Annotated in this window: 16 protein-coding genes; 10 read left to right on the forward strand and 6 right to left on the reverse strand. The window is 62.1% G+C overall.

Features of this window, described 5'->3' with window-relative positions:
- Nucleotides 1-416 precede the first annotated feature (416 nt).
- Nucleotides 417-1,205 (reverse strand): SDR family oxidoreductase, encoded by a 789-nt coding sequence (locus ASF98_RS21635; protein WP_055806547.1) that lies wholly within the window; start codon nt 1,203-1,205, stop codon nt 417-419.
- Nucleotides 1,206-1,628: 423 nt separating this feature from the next.
- Between ASF98_RS21635 and ASF98_RS21640 the strand changes: the two genes are divergently transcribed.
- A complete protein-coding gene (locus ASF98_RS21640; RefSeq protein WP_055806550.1) occupies nt 1,629-2,528 on the forward strand; it encodes a LysR family transcriptional regulator in 900 nt (299 codons plus the stop codon).
- Nucleotides 2,529-2,556: 28 nt separating this feature from the next.
- Here the strand turns inward: ASF98_RS21640 and ASF98_RS21645 are convergent, their stop codons facing one another.
- Nucleotides 2,557-4,296 carry a helix-turn-helix domain-containing protein gene (locus ASF98_RS21645; RefSeq protein WP_055806557.1) on the reverse strand — a complete coding sequence of 580 codons (1,740 nt, stop codon included), beginning with the start codon at nt 4,294-4,296 and terminating at the stop codon, nt 2,557-2,559.
- A gap of 217 nt (nt 4,297-4,513) precedes the next feature.
- Between ASF98_RS21645 and ASF98_RS21650 the strand changes: the two genes are divergently transcribed.
- The 5 genes from ASF98_RS21650 to ASF98_RS21670 all read left to right on the forward strand — a co-directional run bounded on the left by ASF98_RS21650 (nt 4,514) and on the right by ASF98_RS21670 (nt 10,104).
- Complete coding sequence (locus ASF98_RS21650) at nt 4,514-6,145, forward strand: flavin-containing monooxygenase (RefSeq protein ID WP_055806562.1); 1,632 nt, start codon at nt 4,514-4,516, stop codon at nt 6,143-6,145.
- Nucleotides 6,146-6,231: 86 nt separating this feature from the next.
- On the forward strand, nt 6,232-7,602 hold the full coding sequence (locus ASF98_RS21655) for an NAD-dependent succinate-semialdehyde dehydrogenase (RefSeq protein ID WP_055806567.1): 1,371 nt from the start codon (nt 6,232-6,234) through the stop codon (nt 7,600-7,602).
- 27 nt (nt 7,603-7,629) lie between these two features.
- A complete protein-coding gene (locus ASF98_RS21660) occupies nt 7,630-8,679 on the forward strand; it encodes a 2,3-butanediol dehydrogenase (protein ID WP_055806570.1) in 1,050 nt (349 codons plus the stop codon).
- Nucleotides 8,680-8,869: 190 nt separating this feature from the next.
- Nucleotides 8,870-9,478, forward strand: a complete 609-nt coding sequence (locus ASF98_RS21665; protein WP_055806573.1) for a cysteine hydrolase — start codon at nt 8,870-8,872, stop codon at nt 9,476-9,478.
- Nucleotides 9,475-10,104 carry an alpha/beta hydrolase gene (locus ASF98_RS21670; protein WP_055806576.1) on the forward strand — a complete coding sequence of 210 codons (630 nt, stop codon included), beginning with the start codon at nt 9,475-9,477 and terminating at the stop codon, nt 10,102-10,104. Before ASF98_RS21665 ends, ASF98_RS21670 begins: the two co-directional genes overlap by 4 nt.
- A gap of 85 nt (nt 10,105-10,189) precedes the next feature.
- Here ASF98_RS21670 and ASF98_RS21675 read toward each other — a convergent pair whose 3' ends face one another.
- Complete coding sequence (locus tag ASF98_RS21675; protein ID WP_055806583.1) at nt 10,190-11,290, reverse strand: NAD(P)-dependent alcohol dehydrogenase; 1,101 nt, start codon at nt 11,288-11,290, stop codon at nt 10,190-10,192.
- A gap of 459 nt (nt 11,291-11,749) precedes the next feature.
- On the opposite strand from ASF98_RS21675, the gene ASF98_RS21680 reads away from it, so the two are divergent.
- Both ASF98_RS21680 and ASF98_RS21685 read left to right on the forward strand, forming a co-directional pair.
- Nucleotides 11,750-12,340 (forward strand): TetR/AcrR family transcriptional regulator, encoded by a 591-nt coding sequence (locus tag ASF98_RS21680; protein ID WP_055806771.1) that lies wholly within the window; start codon nt 11,750-11,752, stop codon nt 12,338-12,340.
- A gap of 172 nt (nt 12,341-12,512) precedes the next feature.
- Nucleotides 12,513-13,154 carry an NADPH-dependent F420 reductase gene (locus ASF98_RS21685; RefSeq protein WP_055806774.1) on the forward strand — a complete coding sequence of 214 codons (642 nt, stop codon included), beginning with the start codon at nt 12,513-12,515 and terminating at the stop codon, nt 13,152-13,154.
- Nucleotides 13,155-13,257: 103 nt separating this feature from the next.
- On the opposite strand, the gene ASF98_RS21690 is transcribed toward ASF98_RS21685, so the two are convergent.
- From ASF98_RS21690 to ASF98_RS21700, 3 genes are read right to left on the reverse strand one after another with little or no spacing between them, the layout of a single operon-like run.
- Nucleotides 13,258-14,364, reverse strand: a complete 1,107-nt coding sequence (locus ASF98_RS21690; RefSeq protein WP_235506114.1) for an NAD(P)-dependent alcohol dehydrogenase — start codon at nt 14,362-14,364, stop codon at nt 13,258-13,260.
- A 32-nt stretch (nt 14,365-14,396) separates the two neighbouring features.
- A complete protein-coding gene (locus tag ASF98_RS21695) occupies nt 14,397-15,848 on the reverse strand; it encodes an aldehyde dehydrogenase (RefSeq protein WP_055806586.1) in 1,452 nt (483 codons plus the stop codon).
- A gap of 57 nt (nt 15,849-15,905) precedes the next feature.
- The gene (locus ASF98_RS21700) at nt 15,906-17,264 is read right to left on the reverse strand and encodes an MFS transporter (protein ID WP_055806588.1); all 1,359 of its coding nucleotides are present in this window, start codon (nt 17,262-17,264) and stop codon (nt 15,906-15,908) included.
- 178 nt (nt 17,265-17,442) lie between these two features.
- Between ASF98_RS21700 and ASF98_RS21705 the strand changes: the two genes are divergently transcribed.
- Both ASF98_RS21705 and ASF98_RS21710 read left to right on the forward strand, forming a co-directional pair.
- On the forward strand, nt 17,443-18,276 hold the full coding sequence (locus ASF98_RS21705) for a PaaX family transcriptional regulator (protein WP_082506999.1): 834 nt from the start codon (nt 17,443-17,445) through the stop codon (nt 18,274-18,276).
- A 105-nt stretch (nt 18,277-18,381) separates the two neighbouring features.
- A complete protein-coding gene (locus ASF98_RS21710; protein WP_055806589.1) occupies nt 18,382-19,218 on the forward strand; it encodes a PaaX family transcriptional regulator in 837 nt (278 codons plus the stop codon).
- Nucleotides 19,219-19,238 lie beyond the last annotated feature (20 nt).

A 19,238-nucleotide genomic window follows, 5' to 3' on the forward strand; every position in this document is an offset into this window, starting at 1 on the left:
GCGTCTCCGGCAAGGGACCACAGAGGCGTGCACCGGAGTGCAGAAATCCACACCGACGAGCAAAACGGAAGCCGCCGGCGGCGCCTGGACCCTGGCTGCATTTGCACCCCCTCGAGCGGTGCGGAGGTTGCCTGTCTGCGCAGATTCCCGAGGACTGCAGTTACTCTTCCTTCGAACGTTGAGGACGGGGCTGACAGGCAGTTCGGCCGGCGCGCGACGGCGCCAGCCGGGGCATGGTCATTGTGGTCGGGTCGAAGGCGCCACTATTGTGCTGGCCCATCTTCCTGTTGTTACAGGCATTCGTCAGTGAGCCGCCCGACGACGCCTTCACTGAAATCGAGTCGTCGCAGTCAAACGGCGGCTTGCGTTCTACGCAAGCCGCCGCCAACATCTACTGCATTCGGAAATGCGAGCCGTTACACAAGAACCATGCCGCCGTCGATCATGATGGTCTGGCCTGTCATGTAATCGGAGTCTGAGGAAGCGAGGAAAAGGGCTGTGCCAACCACGTCCTCCGGGACGCCCTTGCGACCGATCAGATTCGCTCCGGAGAAGGACTCGAAGGCTTCGCCAGGATGCGATGTATCACCCATCTCCATGAGATCGAGGTCAAGCTTCTTCCACAGGGGGGTGTCTACAACACCCGGGGCAAAGGCATTGGATGTGATCTTGTACTTCGCCAGTGCGTGGGCAGCTGACTGGTTCAGCGCGGTCACCGCGAACTTGCTCGCGCAGTAGGACGCGAAGTTCGGGTAGCCCTGACGGCCTGCGATGGAAGACGTGACTATGAGCTTGCCACCGGTTCCCTGCTCGATCATCTGCTTAGCCGCTTCCTGCTGACAGATGAGAGTACCCAGCCCATTCACGTCAAGCGTGCTTCGGAAGTTCTCTTCGGTGGTCTCAAGGAAGTGTGTCGGCTTGATGATGCCCGCGATGGCGAACATGCAGTCGAGCCGGCCGAACGATTCAACGCTGGTCTTGACGGCCGTTGCTACGTCGGCGCGATTGACGACGTTACCGGAAACTGCCACGGCGTTACCGCCAGCCGCAGTGATTTCGTCCTTCACGGCGTTGGCTGCGTTGAGATTCAGATCAAGAAGCGTGATATTCGCTCCCTCATTCGCCAGCGCAAGCGCGATAACGCGGCCCATACCGCTGCCGGCACCTGTGATAAGGATGCTGCGCCCCTCTACACGTTCTGACATTTTGCCTCCAATGGCTCTAGCGGGAACACTTTGGTAGCGGCACAGAGACTGACCGGGCCGCTCCGCGGAGCCGCCCTGCGCTGGGAGCCGAAGGCAAACCCTTGAGCCTCGTAGCACTTCTAGTCAGCTGTGCACCGTCCGTCTCCCGACAATGTTTGTTAGTCACCCATGAGCTCTTCGGTGAGCTGCGAGGGCGTCCCGCGGTGCGGCACATCCTCATCCTGCACTTGGCTTACCCGCCAAGGAACGAAGTGTCCAAATCTTGTACAAGACCATTGGAGGCACTCGTTGAGCATCCCTCACATGCCAAAATCGGAAGCTGCGGCTTGGCGTCATCGAGTGAGCGGCACCAATTGTTTCGGTAGGGCACCCACAGCCGTTTCCAGTGATACTTTTTAATCAATAAAACAAGGACAGGAAAACATGGACGTCGGTCAGCTCAAGGCTTTCCTTGCTGTGGCCCAGGAACTCCATTTTGGGCGGGCTGCTGAGCACCTACACATGGCCCAGCCGCCTTTAAGCCGGATCATCAAACAGCTCGAGTCGGAACTCGGGACACGTTTGCTGGACCGCAACACGCGTTCCGTGAAACTCACCTCCACAGGACAGGCGCTAATCGGCCCTGCCACCGAAGTGCTGGATGCCCTGCGTCGAGCTGAAGAGGCCGTCCGGTCCGCCGACAACGGTGAGGCCGGACTGGTGCGGATTGCCTTTGCCGGCGTATCCACACACCAACTGGTCGCACGGCTCGCCAGGCAGGTGAAGTCCAACCGGCCAAGGATCCAACTTGAGCTGTCCAGTCAGAACTTCGCACAACCTGCCATGAAGAAGTTGGTGCAAGGGGAGACGGACATTGCCCTGGGCCGATGGGACGTCATCCCGGCAGAGGTGTCTTCCCGTGTGGTCATGCGGGACTCACTCGTTATAGCTATGCCTGACACCCACGCCCTGGCCGGCGCACGTCGGCTGGCCTTGCGGCGGCTTGCCGGCGAGGCCTTCATCTCGCTGACGCCTTTCGAAGGCGCCGTCTTGCCTGACAGGCTCCGGCGGCTCGCCCATGCCAACAACTTCGTCGCCGACGTCGTTCAGCTGGCTCCGGACACGCAGACCGCACTTGCGCTGGTCAGCGCGGAAGTGGGATGCCACCTGACGCTGGCTTCTGTGGCGCAGAATGCGACAGATCCGCACGTCGTGTTCGTCCCTCTGGAGGATTCCACCGCCGATGTCGATCTTCGGGCAGCGTGGCGCCGCGACGACACAAGTCCGGCCCTAAAGGCTGTGTTGGACGAAGTCGTCAGCCTGGACGGGGCAAGCGGGGACTAAGGCATTGTCGAACTGCCGCATTTTGGAATCAGATCGACCCCTCCCCCGTATCGAGGCCAAGCTGGCGGAGTCGCCGATACAGGGTTGACCTGCCCATGCCCAGGAGTGCCGCGGCCTCAGATTTGTTGCCGCCGGCCGCGTCTAGCGCCCTGATGATGGCCCCGCGCTCGGCCGTCTCCATCATGCTCATGTGACGTCGTGGCGGCGCCTGCTGTAAATGTTTCGGCAAGTGCCGACGTTCGATGACCGAGCCTTTTGCATCGCTGATAAGTCCCGCCACGGTATCAGCAAGTTCGGCGATGTTGCCCGGCCAGTTCCACTGGACTATGGACTGCAGAGCAGCTGGCGAGATCGTGTGCCGCGATTCCGGGTCGACGACGTCGAGGATGGCCTTGACCAGACCGGGGATCCTTTCCGGTGTCAGGGCCAGAGCTTCCGTCCGCTCCGCGGGTCCGGTGGTGTCGATAAACGCCCGAACAGCCGGGGTAGCCTGATCACGCGAGGATGTCAGCAAAAGGCTGCTGTCACGCTGCCCGGCGATCCGCGCCGTCCGGTGCCCCTCCACAAGGCTGGCCAGAAGTGCCACCTCGTTATCGGCGATCTCTTCCACCCGACGGATCAGCACGTCCGTTCCGCCCGCAAGGAGGTCCTCAAACATCCCCCACGGTGTGGCCGCTTCGGCGGATACAGCGAATACTTCGAAACGCGCCGTACTTGCGCTCGTGGCGCGCAGTTTTCCGGCTACTGTCGCCCGTCCGGAACCACGCGGTCCATCAACAAGGACAACCGCTGGGACGGTCCTCCTCGGCCCTGTCCCAGCTGTGCCCGCGCTCGGGGCATGAGAGGGCACCGCCAGTCCAGACAGGCCTTCCGCAGCTTCATTCAGATCAGCAAAGTGCACCACGAAGTGCTCGCGCGGCCCATCCACTACCCTCCGCGCCGTAACCTCGACGGAGGTACCCTCTAATTCACGGCGTAGCGTGCTGCTCGAGGACCACTTGTGGGAGTTGAGCAGTTCCCAGAGCATGACATGCGAGGCAACGCTCACGAAGGGCAGGCCCGGCGTGTTGGCCAGGATGGACTCGTGATCCATGACCACCGTGGGACGTTGCGAACTGCTGAACCGCATAAACGACATCGCGAGGGCGAGGTCCTGGGGCCGGGAGGATGACCGGAATCTCTCCTCAATCTGTTGGCTGATCTCCCTCGTGAGGGACAGCATGATCGGGCTTGCGGCTTCGAGGGGCCCGCCAAGCGAAACCGAGCCAACGACCAAGCCGGCCGGCGTATAGATAGGCGCGGCCGCACACGCCAGCGCGGCCAGGGCGTCATTGTAGTGCTGGCTCCCCTTCACGAACACCGGACGCCTTTCGACCATCGAGGTCCCCAGGCCATTAGTGCCGATAGTGTCCTCGGAGTAATCAAAGCCCTCTGCAGCGTGCATGCTGTCGAGGCGCTGCCGCTCACTGTTATCACTCGTTCGCCGGGCGACGATGCTGCCGCCCCTGTCGCTGAGGAAGAGCGTGGTCCCGGTGTCGGCCAACTGGTGCTGCCAACGGTCGAGCACGGGGACGGCGGCGCGGCACAGCAGGGAGTCTGTGTCCACGTCCTGAAAACGCTGAGACGGCACAGAGCTTTCAACCGCGTTGCTAATCGACCGGCGCCAGCTTCGCACGATGATGTCCGGCACCGCGTCGTTGGCCCCGTACTGTCCCGTGAGGCCAACGCGAATCAGTTGATCCCGCGCTTCCCGGACCGGGTCGGCCATGTCTGCCCCTTTGCAAAGTCGGAACCGCAGCCTCGCCCTTGGCGGATCGGTACTCGTCAGCGGTCCGGACTATTGCTGAAAGGGTATCAATCGCGGCTTTTCGGGCTTCGCGGAAGTGTCCCAAATTGAGACACAGAGTCGTGCTCCAGTCACCACAGACTGGTGATTACAAAGTGAATTATCTCACAGAGCCCTCTTAGTCGAAGGAAAAGACATCATGGACAACGCCGTCCCCGAGAAGACCTACCAGCTCGACGCACTCGTCGTTGGAGCAGGCTTCGGTGGAATCTATATGCTCCACAAGCTGCGCAACGAGCTCGGCCTTGATGCGGTGGCAATTGACCGCGCCGGAGGCGTGGGCGGGACCTGGTACTGGAACAAGTATCCAGGCGCACTCTCTGACTCCGAGAGCTTCGTTTACCAGTACTCGTTCGATCGCGACCTTTACCAGCAGACTCCGTGGAATACGAAGTACGTTCCGCAGGCTCAGATTCTCAAGTACCTGAATGGCGTCGTTGACCGGTACAGCCTGCGCGAACACATCCAGCTTGAAACCGGTATGACTGAAGCTGAATTCGACGAGTCCACTGGCACCTGGACTGTACGGACGGACCGGGGCGTCACGTTCCAGTCCCGGTTCCTCGTCACCGGCCTCGGCCTCCTCTCCGCCACAAACCTTCCCAAATTCCCCGGCATGGAAACCTTTCAGGGCCGGCTCGTCCACACGGGGGCCTGGCCCGAGGACCTGGACCTTGCGGGCAAGCGGGTGGGCGTCATCGGCAACGGCTCCACCGGCAACCAGGTAATCACCGCCACCGCCCCGGTCGCTGCGCATCTGACATCCTTCCAGCGCACACCGCAGTACAGCGTTCCCGCCGGCAACCGCCAACTCACCGCGCAGGAACAGCAGGCCCACCGGGAGAACTTCGAGTCCAACTGGGAACAGGTACGGAACTCGTCCGTCGCCATGGGCTTCGAGGAGAGTGCCGTTCCGACGTTCAGCGTCTCCCCGGAAGAGCGCGAGAAGATTTACCAGCAGACCTGGGAGGAAGGCGGCGGGTTCCGCTTCATGTTCGAGACGTTCTCCGATATCGCCACCGACCCGGACGCCAACGAAGAGGCAGCGAAGTTCATCCGCCGCAAGATCGCCGAAATCGTCAAGGACCCGGAAACACGCCGGAAACTGACGCCTACCGATCTCTACGCCCGCAGGCCGCTGTGCGATTCGGGCTACTACGAAACGTTCAACCGTTCAAATGTGTCCCTCGTTAACGTGAAGGAAAACCCGATCGAGGAAGTGACGGAACAGGGCATCGTCACGGCTGACGGCAGCCTGCATGAACTTGACGTTCTCATCTGTGCAACGGGTTTCGATGCCGTGGACGGCAATTATGTGCGGGTCAACATCCGAGGCCGCGCGGGAGAAACGCTTAAGGAGCACTGGGCCGACGGCCCGACCAGCTACCTCGGCATGGCAACGAGCGGTTTCCCCAATATGTTCATGATCCTGGGCCCCAACGGGCCCTTCACCAACCTCCCGCCGTCAATCGAGGCGCAGGTCGAGTGGATCAGCGAAACCATCAGCCACGTCGCGGCCTCCGGCACGAGCTGGATCGAAGCCAAGTCCGAAACCGAGGCCGCCTGGACCGAGACCTGCTCGGATATCGCCCACCAAACCCTCTTCCCACAGGCCGCCTCGTGGATCTTCGGGGCCAACATTCCTGGCAAGAAGCGCACCGTCATGTTCTACCTCGGTGGCATCAAGCAGTACCGTTCCATCCTCGCCGACGAGGCCTCGAACCAGTATCCGAACTTCATGACCGATGCCGACGCGCTGACACCGGCCTGACCAGCACCACAACTGAAGCCCCGGGAAGGGCGGCAGTCCATGCCACCCTTCCCGAGGCTGGCCACAGCAAAGATGAAAGACTATCAATGAAGAAATATGCAACGGTCGACCCCACCAGCGGCAGTGTGGTGCAGGAGTACGACAGCATGACCGACGCCGAGGTGACAGCCTCCCTGTCTCGCTCCCACACTGCCTACCGGTCTTGGCACACAAAGGACCTCGCCGAACGCTGCGCCCTCTTGCAGCGCATAGCAGACCTTCACCGGCAGCACGCCATCGACCTTGCCAAGCTGATGACGCTAGAGATGGGCAAGCCGATCACCCAGGCTAAGGCCGAAGTGGAACTGTCCGCCGCCATTTACGAGTACTACGCCACCTCCGGCGAGAAGCTGCTCGCTGACGAGGAGCTCGACATCGCAGGCGCCGGCCGGGCGCTGGTGCGCACAGCTCCCATCGGCCCTCTCCTCGGCGTCATGCCGTGGAACTTCCCGTACTACCAGATGGCGCGCTTCGTCGCACCCAACCTGCTGTTGGGCAACACTGTGCTGCTGAAGCATGCCAGCAACTGCCCGCAACAGGCTCTGCGTATTGCCGAGATTATCGACGCCGCGGGGGCCCCTGAAGGGGTCTACCAAAATATCTTCGCCACCTCCAACCAGATCGCCGACATCATTGCCAGTCCCCTCCTCCAGGGTGTGTCCCTCACCGGGTCAGAGCGCGCAGGCAGCGCAGTCGGTGCCCTCGCCGGGCGCCACATGAAGAAGTGCGTCCTGGAACTCGGTGGCTCCGACCCGTTCCTCGTGCTCCCGGACGCCGACATCAAGAAAGCCGCCAGCGCGGCAGCGGCCGGACGCTTCGGGAACGCGGGCCAAGCCTGCACGTCACCGAAAAGGCTCATCATCGATGCTTCCAACTGGGACAATTTCCTGGCGGAGTTCCTGGCCAAAGCCGCGGACTGGCAAATCGGTGACCCAATGAGTGAAGACACCCGCCTCGGTCCGATGTCCTCCGCCCAGGCTCGCGCAGAACTCGCCGAACAAGTCGATGACGCCGTGTCAAAGGGGGCGACAGTCCATCTGGGCGGAGTGGTCCCGGAAGGCCGCGGAGCTTATTACCCGGCAACGGTCCTCTCCGGCGTCACACCGGAAATGCGCGCCTTCCGCGAAGAACTCTTCGGGCCGGTCGCCATCCTCTACCGCGTCAATTCAGTGGACGAAGCGATCGAGATGGCCAACGATTCACCCTTTGGTCTGGGCAGCGCCGTCTTCACTGAAGACAAGCAGCAGGCCGCCTACGTTTCCGACCGCCTGGAGGTGGGCATGGTGGGGATCAACACCACGATCAAGAGCGCTCCGGACCTGCCGTTCGGCGGCGTCAAGAGCTCCGGAATCGGCCGCGAGCTCGGCAAATTCGGACTCAACGAGTTCGCGAACAAGAAACTCATCCGGATCATCTGAACCTGAACACGATATTTAGGAGGCGCCATGCGCGCAGCGGTGTACTACGGCAAAAACAAACTCGAGATTGAGGACATTCCGGAGCCGTCCCCGGGCGAAGGCCAGGTGAAGATCAAGGTCAGCCGCAACGGGATCTGCGGCACCGACCTCCACGAGTATTACGACGGGCCGATCTTCATTCCGCCCACCGACCCTCACCCGCTCACCGGCCGATGCCTGCCCTTGACGCTGGGCCATGAGTTCTCGGGTCTGGTGACAGAAGTGGGCAAGAACGTCACGGATGTCCACGTGGGTGACCGCGTCGCCGTCGAGCCAATTTACCGTTGCGGCGAGTGCCGTCCATGCCGGACGGGAGCATACAACCTCTGCAACGTCATCGGATTCCACGGGTTGATGGCGGACGGGGGCATGGCCGAATACACGGTCGTGCCAGTCAACCAGGTGCACAAACTTCCCGACAACGTGTCGCTTGAGATGGGGGCACTGGTCGAACCAATGTCCGTGGCCTATCACGCCGCCACCATGGGTGAGGTCAACGACCAGAGCAGGGCGCTGATTTACGGTGCAGGGCCCATCGGCATTGGCCTCTGGTTCGCCCTTCGCGGGATGGGCCTGACCGAGATCGACGTCGTTGAACCGTCGGAGACCCGCCGCAGGTCCATCGAGGCACTCGGTGCCCGGACACTGGATCCGAGCAGCCAGGACGTGACCGCCCTCATCGCTGACCGGACCAACGGTGACGGGGTTGACGCCGCCTTCGATGCCGCGGGGGTTGCCCCTGCCGTCCAATCAGCCCTGGAATGCCTCGGAGAACGCCGCCCGCTTGTCAGCGTGGCGATCTACGAGAAACCCCTGCCGACCCCCCTCATCAACCTTGTTCTGCGGGAGCGACGCATCCAAGGGACCATCTGCTACACCGGAGCCGACTACTCATCAGTCATCGACCTGATGGCGAAGGGCCACTACAAAACCACCGGATGGGTGGAGGACGTCCCCCTCACCGGCGTCATCGAGCAGGGATTCGAACAGCTCCGCGCCGGCCAAAAGATGAAACTTCTGGTCGACCCCGCAAGCTGATCCACGGCACTACTCCCCGGGGCGTTGACGGCCGCATGAGTAAGCCTGGACCTGCCATCGCAGGTCCAGGCTTTCGGCATGAAATGGGAGGTGCCGACGACGGACGAAAACCCCGGGAATAGAATACCTCGAAACGACAGTTGTAGATTAAAGCAATCTTGATGAATACGACGCGAATACAGGAGTCACCATGGAAAATACGCCCCTCGACCTCAGCAAAACCGCCCTGCTACTGGTCGACCTGCAAAACGACAACGTCCATCCGGACGGAGCCTTCGCGTCGTTTGGCGCCGCCGACCACGCAGCTGAACAAGACCTGGTCCCCCACGTTCGGCAACTGCTTGACTGGGCCCGCAACCAATCCTTGCCGGTCATCCACAACCGCATCATCTTCTACCCGGGCGGTGAATTCGGCGGCAGCAACGCTCCCATCTTCCGGATGATCGGCCCGGAATCGCTCAAGCTCGGCACGTGGGGCGCAGATGCACTGGAAGGCTTGGAAGCACGAGCGGACGAGCCTGTCCTTATCCGCAATCGGATGAGCGGCTTCAATGGCACGGGCCTGGACATGCTGCTAAGAAATTCAGGTGTCACCACCGTAGTGGTGGCAGGGGTCTGGACCAATATGGCCGTGGAACACACCCTTCGTGACGCTGCGGACCACGGCTACCGCGCCGTCCTCGTCACGGACGCCGCGTCGAGCATCAACGCAGACTGGCACGGGGCCGCGTTGACGTACGCCCTGACCAACATCGCGGAGTTCGTGACCACTGACGAAGTTACGGGAGTCGCTGCATGAGCCAGTTGCCTGATCCGGCCGTTGCGTGGCAATCTCCGGATAGTCCAGACAAGCCCCTTGTGGTTCTGCTGCATGGGCGGGGATCGCGCGAAACTGACATTCTCGCGTTGGCCGATTACCTCCCGCTCGGCCCGAGCTACGCAGCGGTGCGGGCCCCCATCGCAGAAGGTCCAGGATTCGCCTGGTTCGCCAACCGCGGCATCGGCCGCCCGGTAGCAGAGTCATTGGCTGAGACCATGGCATGGTTCAGGGGCTGGCTGGAAACTGTCGCGCCCGCCCCGCGTCCGGTGATCCTCGTAGGGTTCAGCGGAGGTGCCGCCTTCGCCGGAGGCCTCGTCCTGGCCGATCCGGAACGTTTCGCAGGCACGGCTATTCTGCGCGGAACGTTGCCCTTCGACGCCGGAGTGCCCACCACGCCGGGCCGGCTCCGGGACGTTCGCATGTTCGTCGCCCACGGCGACGCCGATGCAGTCATACCGGGCGAGCTACTTGAGTCCACGTGGAGCTATCTCACGGCGGAGTCAGGCGCACAGACAATGTCACTCCGCTCGGCCGGTGGACACAGCATTGGCCAAGACGACGTCACGGCCCTTGCGCGTTGGATCACCGACCTACAGGACCAGTAAGGCACCCGCCTACCGCCGATATTGCTGAAGGGACCACGCTCAGCGTGAGCGTGGTCCCTGGCAATGTATGGTCTTCGCCGACGCGTCAGAAGACGATGACCGGCTTGATTGTCTTCCCGCTCTTCGAATCTTCAAAGCCCTGGTTGATGTCACCGAGAGCATAATCACCGACGAGTTTTTCGAAAGGGAACCTGCCGTCTTTCCAGAGCTGGATCAGCCGGGGAATGAAGACCTGCGGCACCGAACTGCCCTGGACCACGGTCTTGAAAGTCCAGCCCTTCACCAGGGACGCGCCGATCTCGAAGCTGACCTCCGTGCCAGGCTTAGCCGCGCCAACGAGGGCGAGGGTGCCGCGCACTCCCAGGGCATCGGCCGCCTGGCGAAGGAGCGAGGGCAGGCCGGTGGTGTCCACCACGTAGTCCACGCCTTCGTCAGCCGTGATTTCACGAAGCCGTCCGGCGACATCCTCGGTCTTCGAATTGATGACGTGTGTAGCGCCGAGCTCTCGGGCGAGTTCCAACCGGGAGTCGTGGATGTCAATCGCAATGACAGTGGCACAGTCCGCGATACGCGCAGCCATGACTGCGGCGCAGCCGACGGCGCCCGTGCCAAAAACAACCAATGAGGACCCGATCTCCGGCCTAAGTTCATTGAGGACAGTTCCCGCCCCCGTGTTGATGCCACAGCCCAGCGGGCCCAGGTGCTCGAGCGGGACGTCCTTGTCGACACGGACGACCGACTCCTCGACGACGTTCGCGTAGGTCGCGAAGGATGACTGGCCGAAGAAGTGCGACGAGATGGCCTCATCGTTCTTACTCAGGGAGGTTGTGCCGTCCAGACGTCGCCCGCCAAAGTCTGCCGCCATCAGGTTCTCGCAGTACGCCATCTGGCCGTTCCGGCAACGCTTGCAGTGACCGCAGTACGCGGCGGCGAGGACAACATGATCACCAGGCACCACGGAGACAACCGAGTCGCCGACCGCTTCGACAACGCCGGCCCCCTCATGCCCCAGGACGGCCGGCAGCGGTGTGGGATAAACGCCATCGCGGACGAGCACGTCCGTGTGACAGATCCCGGTTGCAACCATGCGGACCCTCACTTCATTGGGCCTCAGGGCGTCCAGCTCAAGCTGTTCGATCGTGAACGGTGCATCGTGCTCCCGCGCGACAGCAGCAGTTACCTGCATGGCAAACTCCTCATCATCGTGACCGGGATGATCGTGCACCCCGGCGTGGCTTGCGAACCCGCGTATTGCGTTTCGCAGTGCGACCCACGCGTGTGCGCGTCGCAGCGTGGCCCAGCTTCGTCTGAATCAGGAGAAGGCGGGGAACAGCGAAGTAGACGGCGATAGGAACGACCACAAGAGTGAGCGTGAAAGCGCGCAAAACCGGAGGCCACCCCGGCGCCAATGCGGCCAAGACACTCATTCCTATTGCGGCCAGCGGAAAGATCGCCACCCAGGTAATGACAGCCCTTACGTGGACGGATGCCATACCGGCAGTTCGGTGATGATGCGCATCCGTCTCATCGGCTGCTAACGCTTTGCCCTCATGTTCCACTCAATCTCCAAACGTCTGGTTGGATTTGATGCTACTGCGCCTTGAATCGCAAAAGCAAACGAACGGTTGGAGATATGATGGGGTCCATGGCCTGGGACACTGACGCGACACGGGAAAAACTCCTCGACGCCGCTATCACCGAGTTCTCCGACCGGGGCTTCTCCGGTGCGCGCATCCACCAGATTTCGCGGATCTCAGGGTGCAACCGGGAACGGATCTACTTCTACTTCGGCGGCAAGGCCGAACTCTTCGAAGCGGCACTCACCCGCGAACTCGTCACCGCCCTGGACGACCTTCCGATCGTCGGCTCGGGCCCCGTTGCGATCGCCGACTTTGCGGGACGGTACTTTGATCTTTCCAGGAGCCGCCCCAGTCTCGCGCGCCTCACTTTTTGGGAGGGGCTTGAGCAAGGGCATCCGGTAGGGGCGGAGACCCGCGCCCTGCGCGCAGCGAACAAAGTCAGCGAGATCCGGGGCGCCCTTCCGGCATTGAGCGAGGCGGCAGCGGAAGACCTTCTGCTAACAATCGTCACGCTCTGCCACGCCTGGGTATCGAGTCCGAACGTCCCGCTCGTGATAACCGGAACGCCGGACGACGAACGCAGGCGCGCGTCTATTATCCGAACCAGCGAACTACTCGCCCGCGACGCACCCGGCATGGCCTCGCAGCCGTCCTAGACGCCAGCCTCGGAGCCGGGCGTGAGCCCAGGCGTTCTCATCACTCGACGCATTTACTTGACGCTTCAACCTAATTGATCTATATTTAGTTGTAGCTTCAACTACTGCTCCCCTGAGAGAACAGAATCCAATGAACACCCTGCTGGCCCGTATTTTCGGAAAGAAGACTCCAATGACGAACCTCACCATCATCGGCAACGGCAACATGGCCCGTGGCATCGCAACCCGTGCCCTCGCTGCAGGCCTGACCGTCGAAATTCTTGGGCAAGAAGAAACCAAGGCCAACGAACTGGCCGGCGCGCTTGGATCCGGCGTCACCGCCGGCACCACCGCCGACACCCCGAAGGGCGGCATCGTGGTCCTGGCGGTCCCGTTCGACGCCGCAAAGTCCGTGGTCAGCGCCTACGGCGACGCCTTGGCGGGCAAGACCATCGTGGACATCACCAACCCGGTGAACTTCGAGACCTTCGATTCCCTGGTCGTCGAGCCCGGCAACTCCGCCGCCGAGGAAATCGCGCAGCTTGTCCCCGCAGGCGCCAACGTCGTCAAGGCATTCAACACGACCTTCGCCGGCACCTTGGTGGCAGGCGAGTCAGGTGGACAGCCGCTGGACGTCTTCATCGCCGGGGACAGTGCCGAGGCCAACGCAGCCGTGAGCAGCTTCGTCAGCGCTGGCGGCATGCGCCCTCTGGTAGTCGGTCCGCTGAAGCGCTCCCGCGAACTCGAAGGATTCCAGTTCGTCCTGATGACCATGCAGGCCAACCCCGAATTCGCCGATTTCAACTGGGACACCGGGCTTCAGGTCACCAAGTAGCATCCAACTCAAAAAGCGGACGACGCCGGGAGCTCTCCCGCCGTCGTCCGCTTTCGTATGAACTGAAGAATGCTAGGGCGCCTGCCTCAAAAGCAGCCGCCGCTTAGTACACAACGACAGGCTTGATCACTGTTCCTTTGGCGGAATCTTCGAACCCCTGGTTGATCTCATTCAGGCTGTAGTTACGCATCAGCTTGTCCATGGGGAACCGGCCGTCCTTCCACAACTGGATGAGCTTGGGAATGAATACCTGCGGTACCGAGCTTCCCTGAATCACCGTCTTGAACGTCCATCCCTTGACCAGTGACAGCCCGATCTCGAAGGAAACCTCGGTTCCGGGCGCAGCAGCGCCCACCAGCGCCAGCGTGCCCCGGAGGGCCAGGGCGTCGGCTGCCTTGCGGAGCAGCTCCGGACGGGCCGTTGTATCCACCACGTAGTCAGCGCCGCGGCCGTCCGTCAAGCGCAGGATCTCGTCCGTCAGGTCGGTTTCCTTGGTGTTGATCACGTCCGTCGCTCCAAGTTCTTTCGCGAGGTCGAGCCTGGAGGCGTGGATGTCAACGGCGATGATCCGCGCGCACCCAGCGATCCCGCCGGCCATGATCGCACCGGATCCGACAGCGCCGGTGCCGATGACCACAAGCGTGCTGTTCAGGCCGGGCTTGAGTTCGTTGAGAACGGCGCCGGCGCCGGTCTGGATACCGCACCCGAGCGGGGCAACTATTTCAAGGGGAACGTCCGAGTCGACCCGGACGACGCTTTCTTCGACGACGTTCGCGTACGTGGCGAACGATGATTGTCCGAAGAAATGGGAGGAGATCACTTCCCCGTCCTTGCTCAATGCCGTGGTCCCGTCGGGCCTCCGGCCCCCGAAGTCAGCGGCGAAGAGGTTCTCGCAGTACGCCATTTCGCCGGACCGGCAACGGTCGCACTTACCGCAGTACGCGGCAGCGAGCAGAACGTGGTCACCCGGCTTCACAGTGGTCACCGAACTCCCGATCCGCTCCACGACTCCGGCTCCCTCGTGTCCAAGGACGGCCGGCAGCGGCGTGGGATAGACCTGGTCACGGACGATGGCGTCCGTGTGGCACACACCGGAAGCCACCATTTTTACGAGTACCTCGTTGGAACGGAGATCGTCCAGCTCAAGCTCTTCAATCGTGAGGGGTTGCCGTGGCTCCCGGGCCACTGCTGCGGTTACTTGCATGGTCATTTCATCCTTTACGGCTGCGTGGGGGTTTTGCTCTAGAACGGGTACTGCTGGTCGGACTGCTCGACGGTGATCCACTTCAGCTCAGTGAATTCGTTGATGACCGCCCTGCCGTCGAACCGGCCGTAGCCGCTGTTCTTCATGCCGCCGTATGGAGCCTGCGCCTCGTTCTGCACGGTCGCCCCGTTGACATGCACGTGTCCGGCTTGAATGCGCATGGCAACCTGCAGTGCGCGGGTGCTGTCCGCTCCGAAAACGGCAGCGGCGAGACCGTACTCCGTATCGTTGGCTACTTGGACAGCCTCTTCGACACCGGAAACGCGGACAACCGTGGTGATGGGGCCGAACGTTTCCTCATCGTAGATGGACATCTCAGGCCGCACTTTATCGATGATGGTGGCCGCCATCGAAGCGCCGTCGGCACGGTCGCCGACTACCAGCTCCGCTCCCTTGGCCAGGGCATCGTCGATGAGTCCGTTGATCCGGGCGCCTGACTCTTCACGGATCATCGGCCCGACGATGCAGGCGTCGTCAACCATCGGGTCTCCGCTGCCGAGTTGCGCCGCCCGTGCTGCGAACTTGGAAACAAACTCGTCGGCCACACTGTCGTCAACGACGAAACGTTCTGTCGACATACAAATCTGCCCCTGGTAAAGGAAGGAACCGAAGACTGCCGCGTTGACGGCGCCGTCAATGTCAGCGTCGTCGAGGACGACGAACGGAGCCTTGCCGCCGAGCTCGAGCAGTGCGGGCTTAAGATGGCGGGCGGCCTTCTCGGCAATAATGCGCCCCACCGCGGTTGATCCGGTGAAGTTGACCCGGCGCACCGCCGGGTGCGCAATGATGGATTCCACCACCCGCTCCGAGTCCTCAGCAGTACTTGTGAGGAAGTTGAGCACACCGGCCGGGAGTCCGGCCTCGTGCAGGACCTCTGCGATGATCGCATGGGTCTTCGGGCTTGTTTCCGAGGCGCGGAAGACCACCGTGTTGCCACAAACGATCGGGTAAGCGATCGCCCGGGCGGCAAGCACGCCGGCCCCGTTCCAAGGGGCCATGCTGAGAACCACTCCGGCGGGTTGCCGGACAGTCATCGAGAGCGTTCCCGGTTTGTCCGTCGGGAGGGTCTCACCCTGAATCTGAGTGGCGAGCCCGGCTGCTTCACGGAACAGTTGTGCAGTGAGGAAGACGTTGAACCCGGCCCAGAGCTGCGCTGCCCCGACTTCTGACATCATCGTCTCGATAAACTCCGGGCCGCGCCGCTCCATGATGTCCGCGGCCTTCAGCATCACGGCCCGGCGTTCGGTGGGGCCGGACGTTGACCAGGTGCTGAATGCCTTTGATGCCGATTCAACCGCATCCAGAGCGTCATCCACTCCGGCTGCCGCACCTTCGGTCACAACTGCGCCCGTCAGGGGGTTTCGTCGTTCGAAGGTCTTGCCTTCACGGCCGCTTCTGGGCTGATTGTCAATGATAAGTTGCGTCTGCAAGTGGACTCCTTAGTTGGTGGCCTGCGCCGCCGGCGCGATGGCCCGGCTCTGCGGTTCTTAGTGGTGGACGGTGGTGCTGGACGAATGCTGTTCGGGAGTAGCTGCAGCTTCGCCGTCGGCGGCCGCGTTGGAGGGGCGAGGCACGGTCAGGACCGCAACTACGCCGATTGCAGCTGCTATGGCCCAGACGGAGAAGTTGATGAAGTTGCCCAGCGAGGCGGCAACGAGAACGCCTCCGCCTGAGATCGCCAGGACCGCGCCGATCCGTCCGATGCCGAGCGTGATGCCAAGGGCTGTGGCCCGCGTTGCGCCTGAGAAGTAGGTGGCGACGAACCCATTGACCAGGATCTGGGCTCCTACGGACCCGAAGCCGACAACTGCGACGAGCAGGTACATGACCGGAAGCGGCATGACGCCTGTTCCCATGAGAACCAGCGCTATGCCGGAACTGGCAAAAGCCGTTGCAGTGACCGGCCGCGGACCGAAGCGGTCGGCGAGTCGGGAAGATACCAGCACACCGACGACGGCGCCGACGTTGACCGTGAGGAGGAATGTCAGCGAGGAGGCCAGCGAATACTTGGCGATGACCATGAGCTGCGGCAGCCAGGTATTAAGCCCGTACACGAGGGTCTGCCCGCAGACCCCGGCCAAGCAGAAGAGGATCATCGCTCCCAGCAGGCGTCCGGTCAGCAGGGTGCGGAAACGGCCGGCAACTGGTGCGTCGCCCTGAACCCGTGCTGCAGGCAGCGGTTCAAGCCCGTAATCGGCGACAATGCGTTCCGCCCGGGCCCGGTCGCCCTTGACGGCGAGAAACGCCGGGGATTCGGGGAGGAACTTGAACAGCAAAGGGACGACGGCGACGAGTGGAACGCCGCCGAGCGCCAGCATTCCCTGGAATCCGAGAGCGGGCAGGAAGGCGAGCGAGAGTAGCGCGGCAAGAACGCCGCCGACAGCATAGCCGGAGAACATCAGGGCGTTATTGAAGTTGCGCCGGTTCGTCTTCGAGAACTCGACTGTCAGTGCTATCGCCGTCGGGATCACACCGCCCAGTCCAAGGCCCGCGAGGAAACGGAACAGGCCGAAGAGTTCCGGAGTCGGCGCCCAGGCGGTCAGAAGCATCAGGACCGAGAAGGATGCGATGGAAATCATCATGATCTTCCGACGCCCGACAATGTCCGTAAGGTAGCCGATGAGGATGGCGCCAATAAACATTCCGGCCAGCGCATAGCTGCCGATTGCGCCGGTCTGCACGGGAGTCAGGCCCCATGGTTCGTAGGCCAGGAGCTTGGGGACGATGGCTCCGTAGACGACCAGGTCGTATCCGTCGAAGACGATGGCCAGAAAACAGAGAAAGATAACAGCGGCTGCCGATTTACGAGGGCGAACCGGAGATGAGGCAGGCGATTGAAAAGCCATTGGGGACTCCAGGTGATATACACGACTTTGTGGCTGTGCCAGAGATGAGGGGGTCTATCGTCTGTGATCTGACCCACAATCGAATGTAACATAAATATGTTGTTCGTCAACAGGTCTGTTGCATGTTCATGATTGACGGTTTCATTCGGACGCCAAAAATATGAAGCGGAGGAGCCTTATGCAGTGGAAACCCAGAGCCCTGATCCTGGATCTATTCGGGGACTACCTCCGATACGCCGGGAGTGAGGTCAGGCTCGCCGACATCACGGAACTCCTGTCCGTCTTCAACATCGAGCCTGCTACGGTCCGGGTCAACCTCTCGCGGCTTCGCAAGGAGGGCTGGTTCACCACCCGTCGCGTGGGGCGGGAAACGGTTTACACCCTCACTCCCCACATGCTGGATATCCTCGACGAAGGCCGGGAACGAATCTTCCGGCGTCGGGACGAGAGCTGGGAGGGCCGCTGGACGATGGCCATTTACCAGGTGCCGGAATCTGAGCGTGCCGTCCGCGAGCAGCTCCGAAAGCAACTCGCGTGGCATGGGTTCGGCCAACTGTCGCCGTCGACCTGGCTCAGTCCGCACGATCTCATGTCGGAGGTCCGCGAGATCGCCGCCGAGTTTCCGCTGGCAAAGGTTGATGCGCTCTGGTGCGGGACCGGCGACCTCGAGGAGGACAGAGACCTGGCCGCGCGATGCTGGGACCTAAAGCAGCTCGGCGAGGACTATCAGGAGTTCATTCGCACCTACTCCGCCCTCAAGGACGAGGTGGCGAATGCGGGCAAGGACGGCCGCACGGCACTTATCGAACGGATGCAAATCATCGGCGACTTCCGCCGCTTTCCGTTCCGGGACCCCTACCTGCCCAGGGAACTGCAGCCCGAGGGATGGCCGAGCAGTGAGGCATACGGCTTGTTTGGCGCGGTACACCGCCAGCTCGGTCCAGGAGCCACGGAATTCGTCTCCGGCATCATCGGCCAGCCCGTCGGGGAGGGTCAAGAGGTCGTGGCATAAGCAGCCCGCCAATCATTTTCAGGACGTGCCCACCCCTAAATATGTAACATTATGACGCAGGCCGTTACTCTGGACGTTACATCAATTTCGATTCCAGGAGTCCCCATGGTGGAGACACACCGGTCGCTGGTCCTGAACCTCTTTGGCGACTACCTTCGCTACGCCGGCGGTGAGGCCAAGCTCGGCGAACTGACCGAGCTCATGACGGCTTTCGGCTTGGAACCAGGCACCGTCAGGGTGAGCATGTCCCGCCTCAGGCAGGAGGGGTGGTTTACTACGCGCAGGGATGGCCGGGAGACGGTTTACACCCTGAGTGACCAGATGCTCGACATCCTCGTCAACGGCCGCCCGCGGATCTTCCGCCGCAAGGAGGAGCCCTGGAGCGGCCGCTGGACCATGGTCATCTATCAGGTGCCGGAATCCGACCGCGCCGTTCGGGAACAGCTCCGCAAGCAGTTGGCGTGGACAGGGTTTGGTCAACTCTCCCCCTCTACCTGGCTGGCCCCTCACGATCTCGCCAAAGAGGCAAAAGAGATCGCGTCCCGGCACGGAAGCGCCCGCGTGAATGTCCTCTGGTGCGGCTCCCATGACGCGGCAGCGGCACGCGAACTGGCGGCCCGGTGCTGGGATCTGGAGTCCCTGCGTCGCGACTATCTGGATTTCCTGTCCTCCTATGCGCATCTGGACGACGTACAGGGCAACAGCGCCAAAGATGGCAAACGGGCCCTGGTGGAACGCACCAGGATCATTGACGATTTTCGCCGCTTCCCCTTTCGCGACCCGGAACTGCCGCGCGAGCTGCAGCCCAGGGACTGGCCTGGTCCTGCGGCATTCAGTCTTTTCAGCCGGGTGCACGAGCAGCTGGGCCCGCGGGCGCAGTCGTTCGTCGAGGAAGTCATCGGCAGGCAGGTCCGTCCGGTGACGGCCGATTGCTACTTGTAACAAATAGTTGACGTTCAGCG

It is taken from the genome of Arthrobacter sp. Leaf337, from assembly GCF_001423745.1.
In the GTDB taxonomy this organism is placed as follows: Bacteria; Actinomycetota; Actinomycetes; order Actinomycetales; family Micrococcaceae; genus Arthrobacter.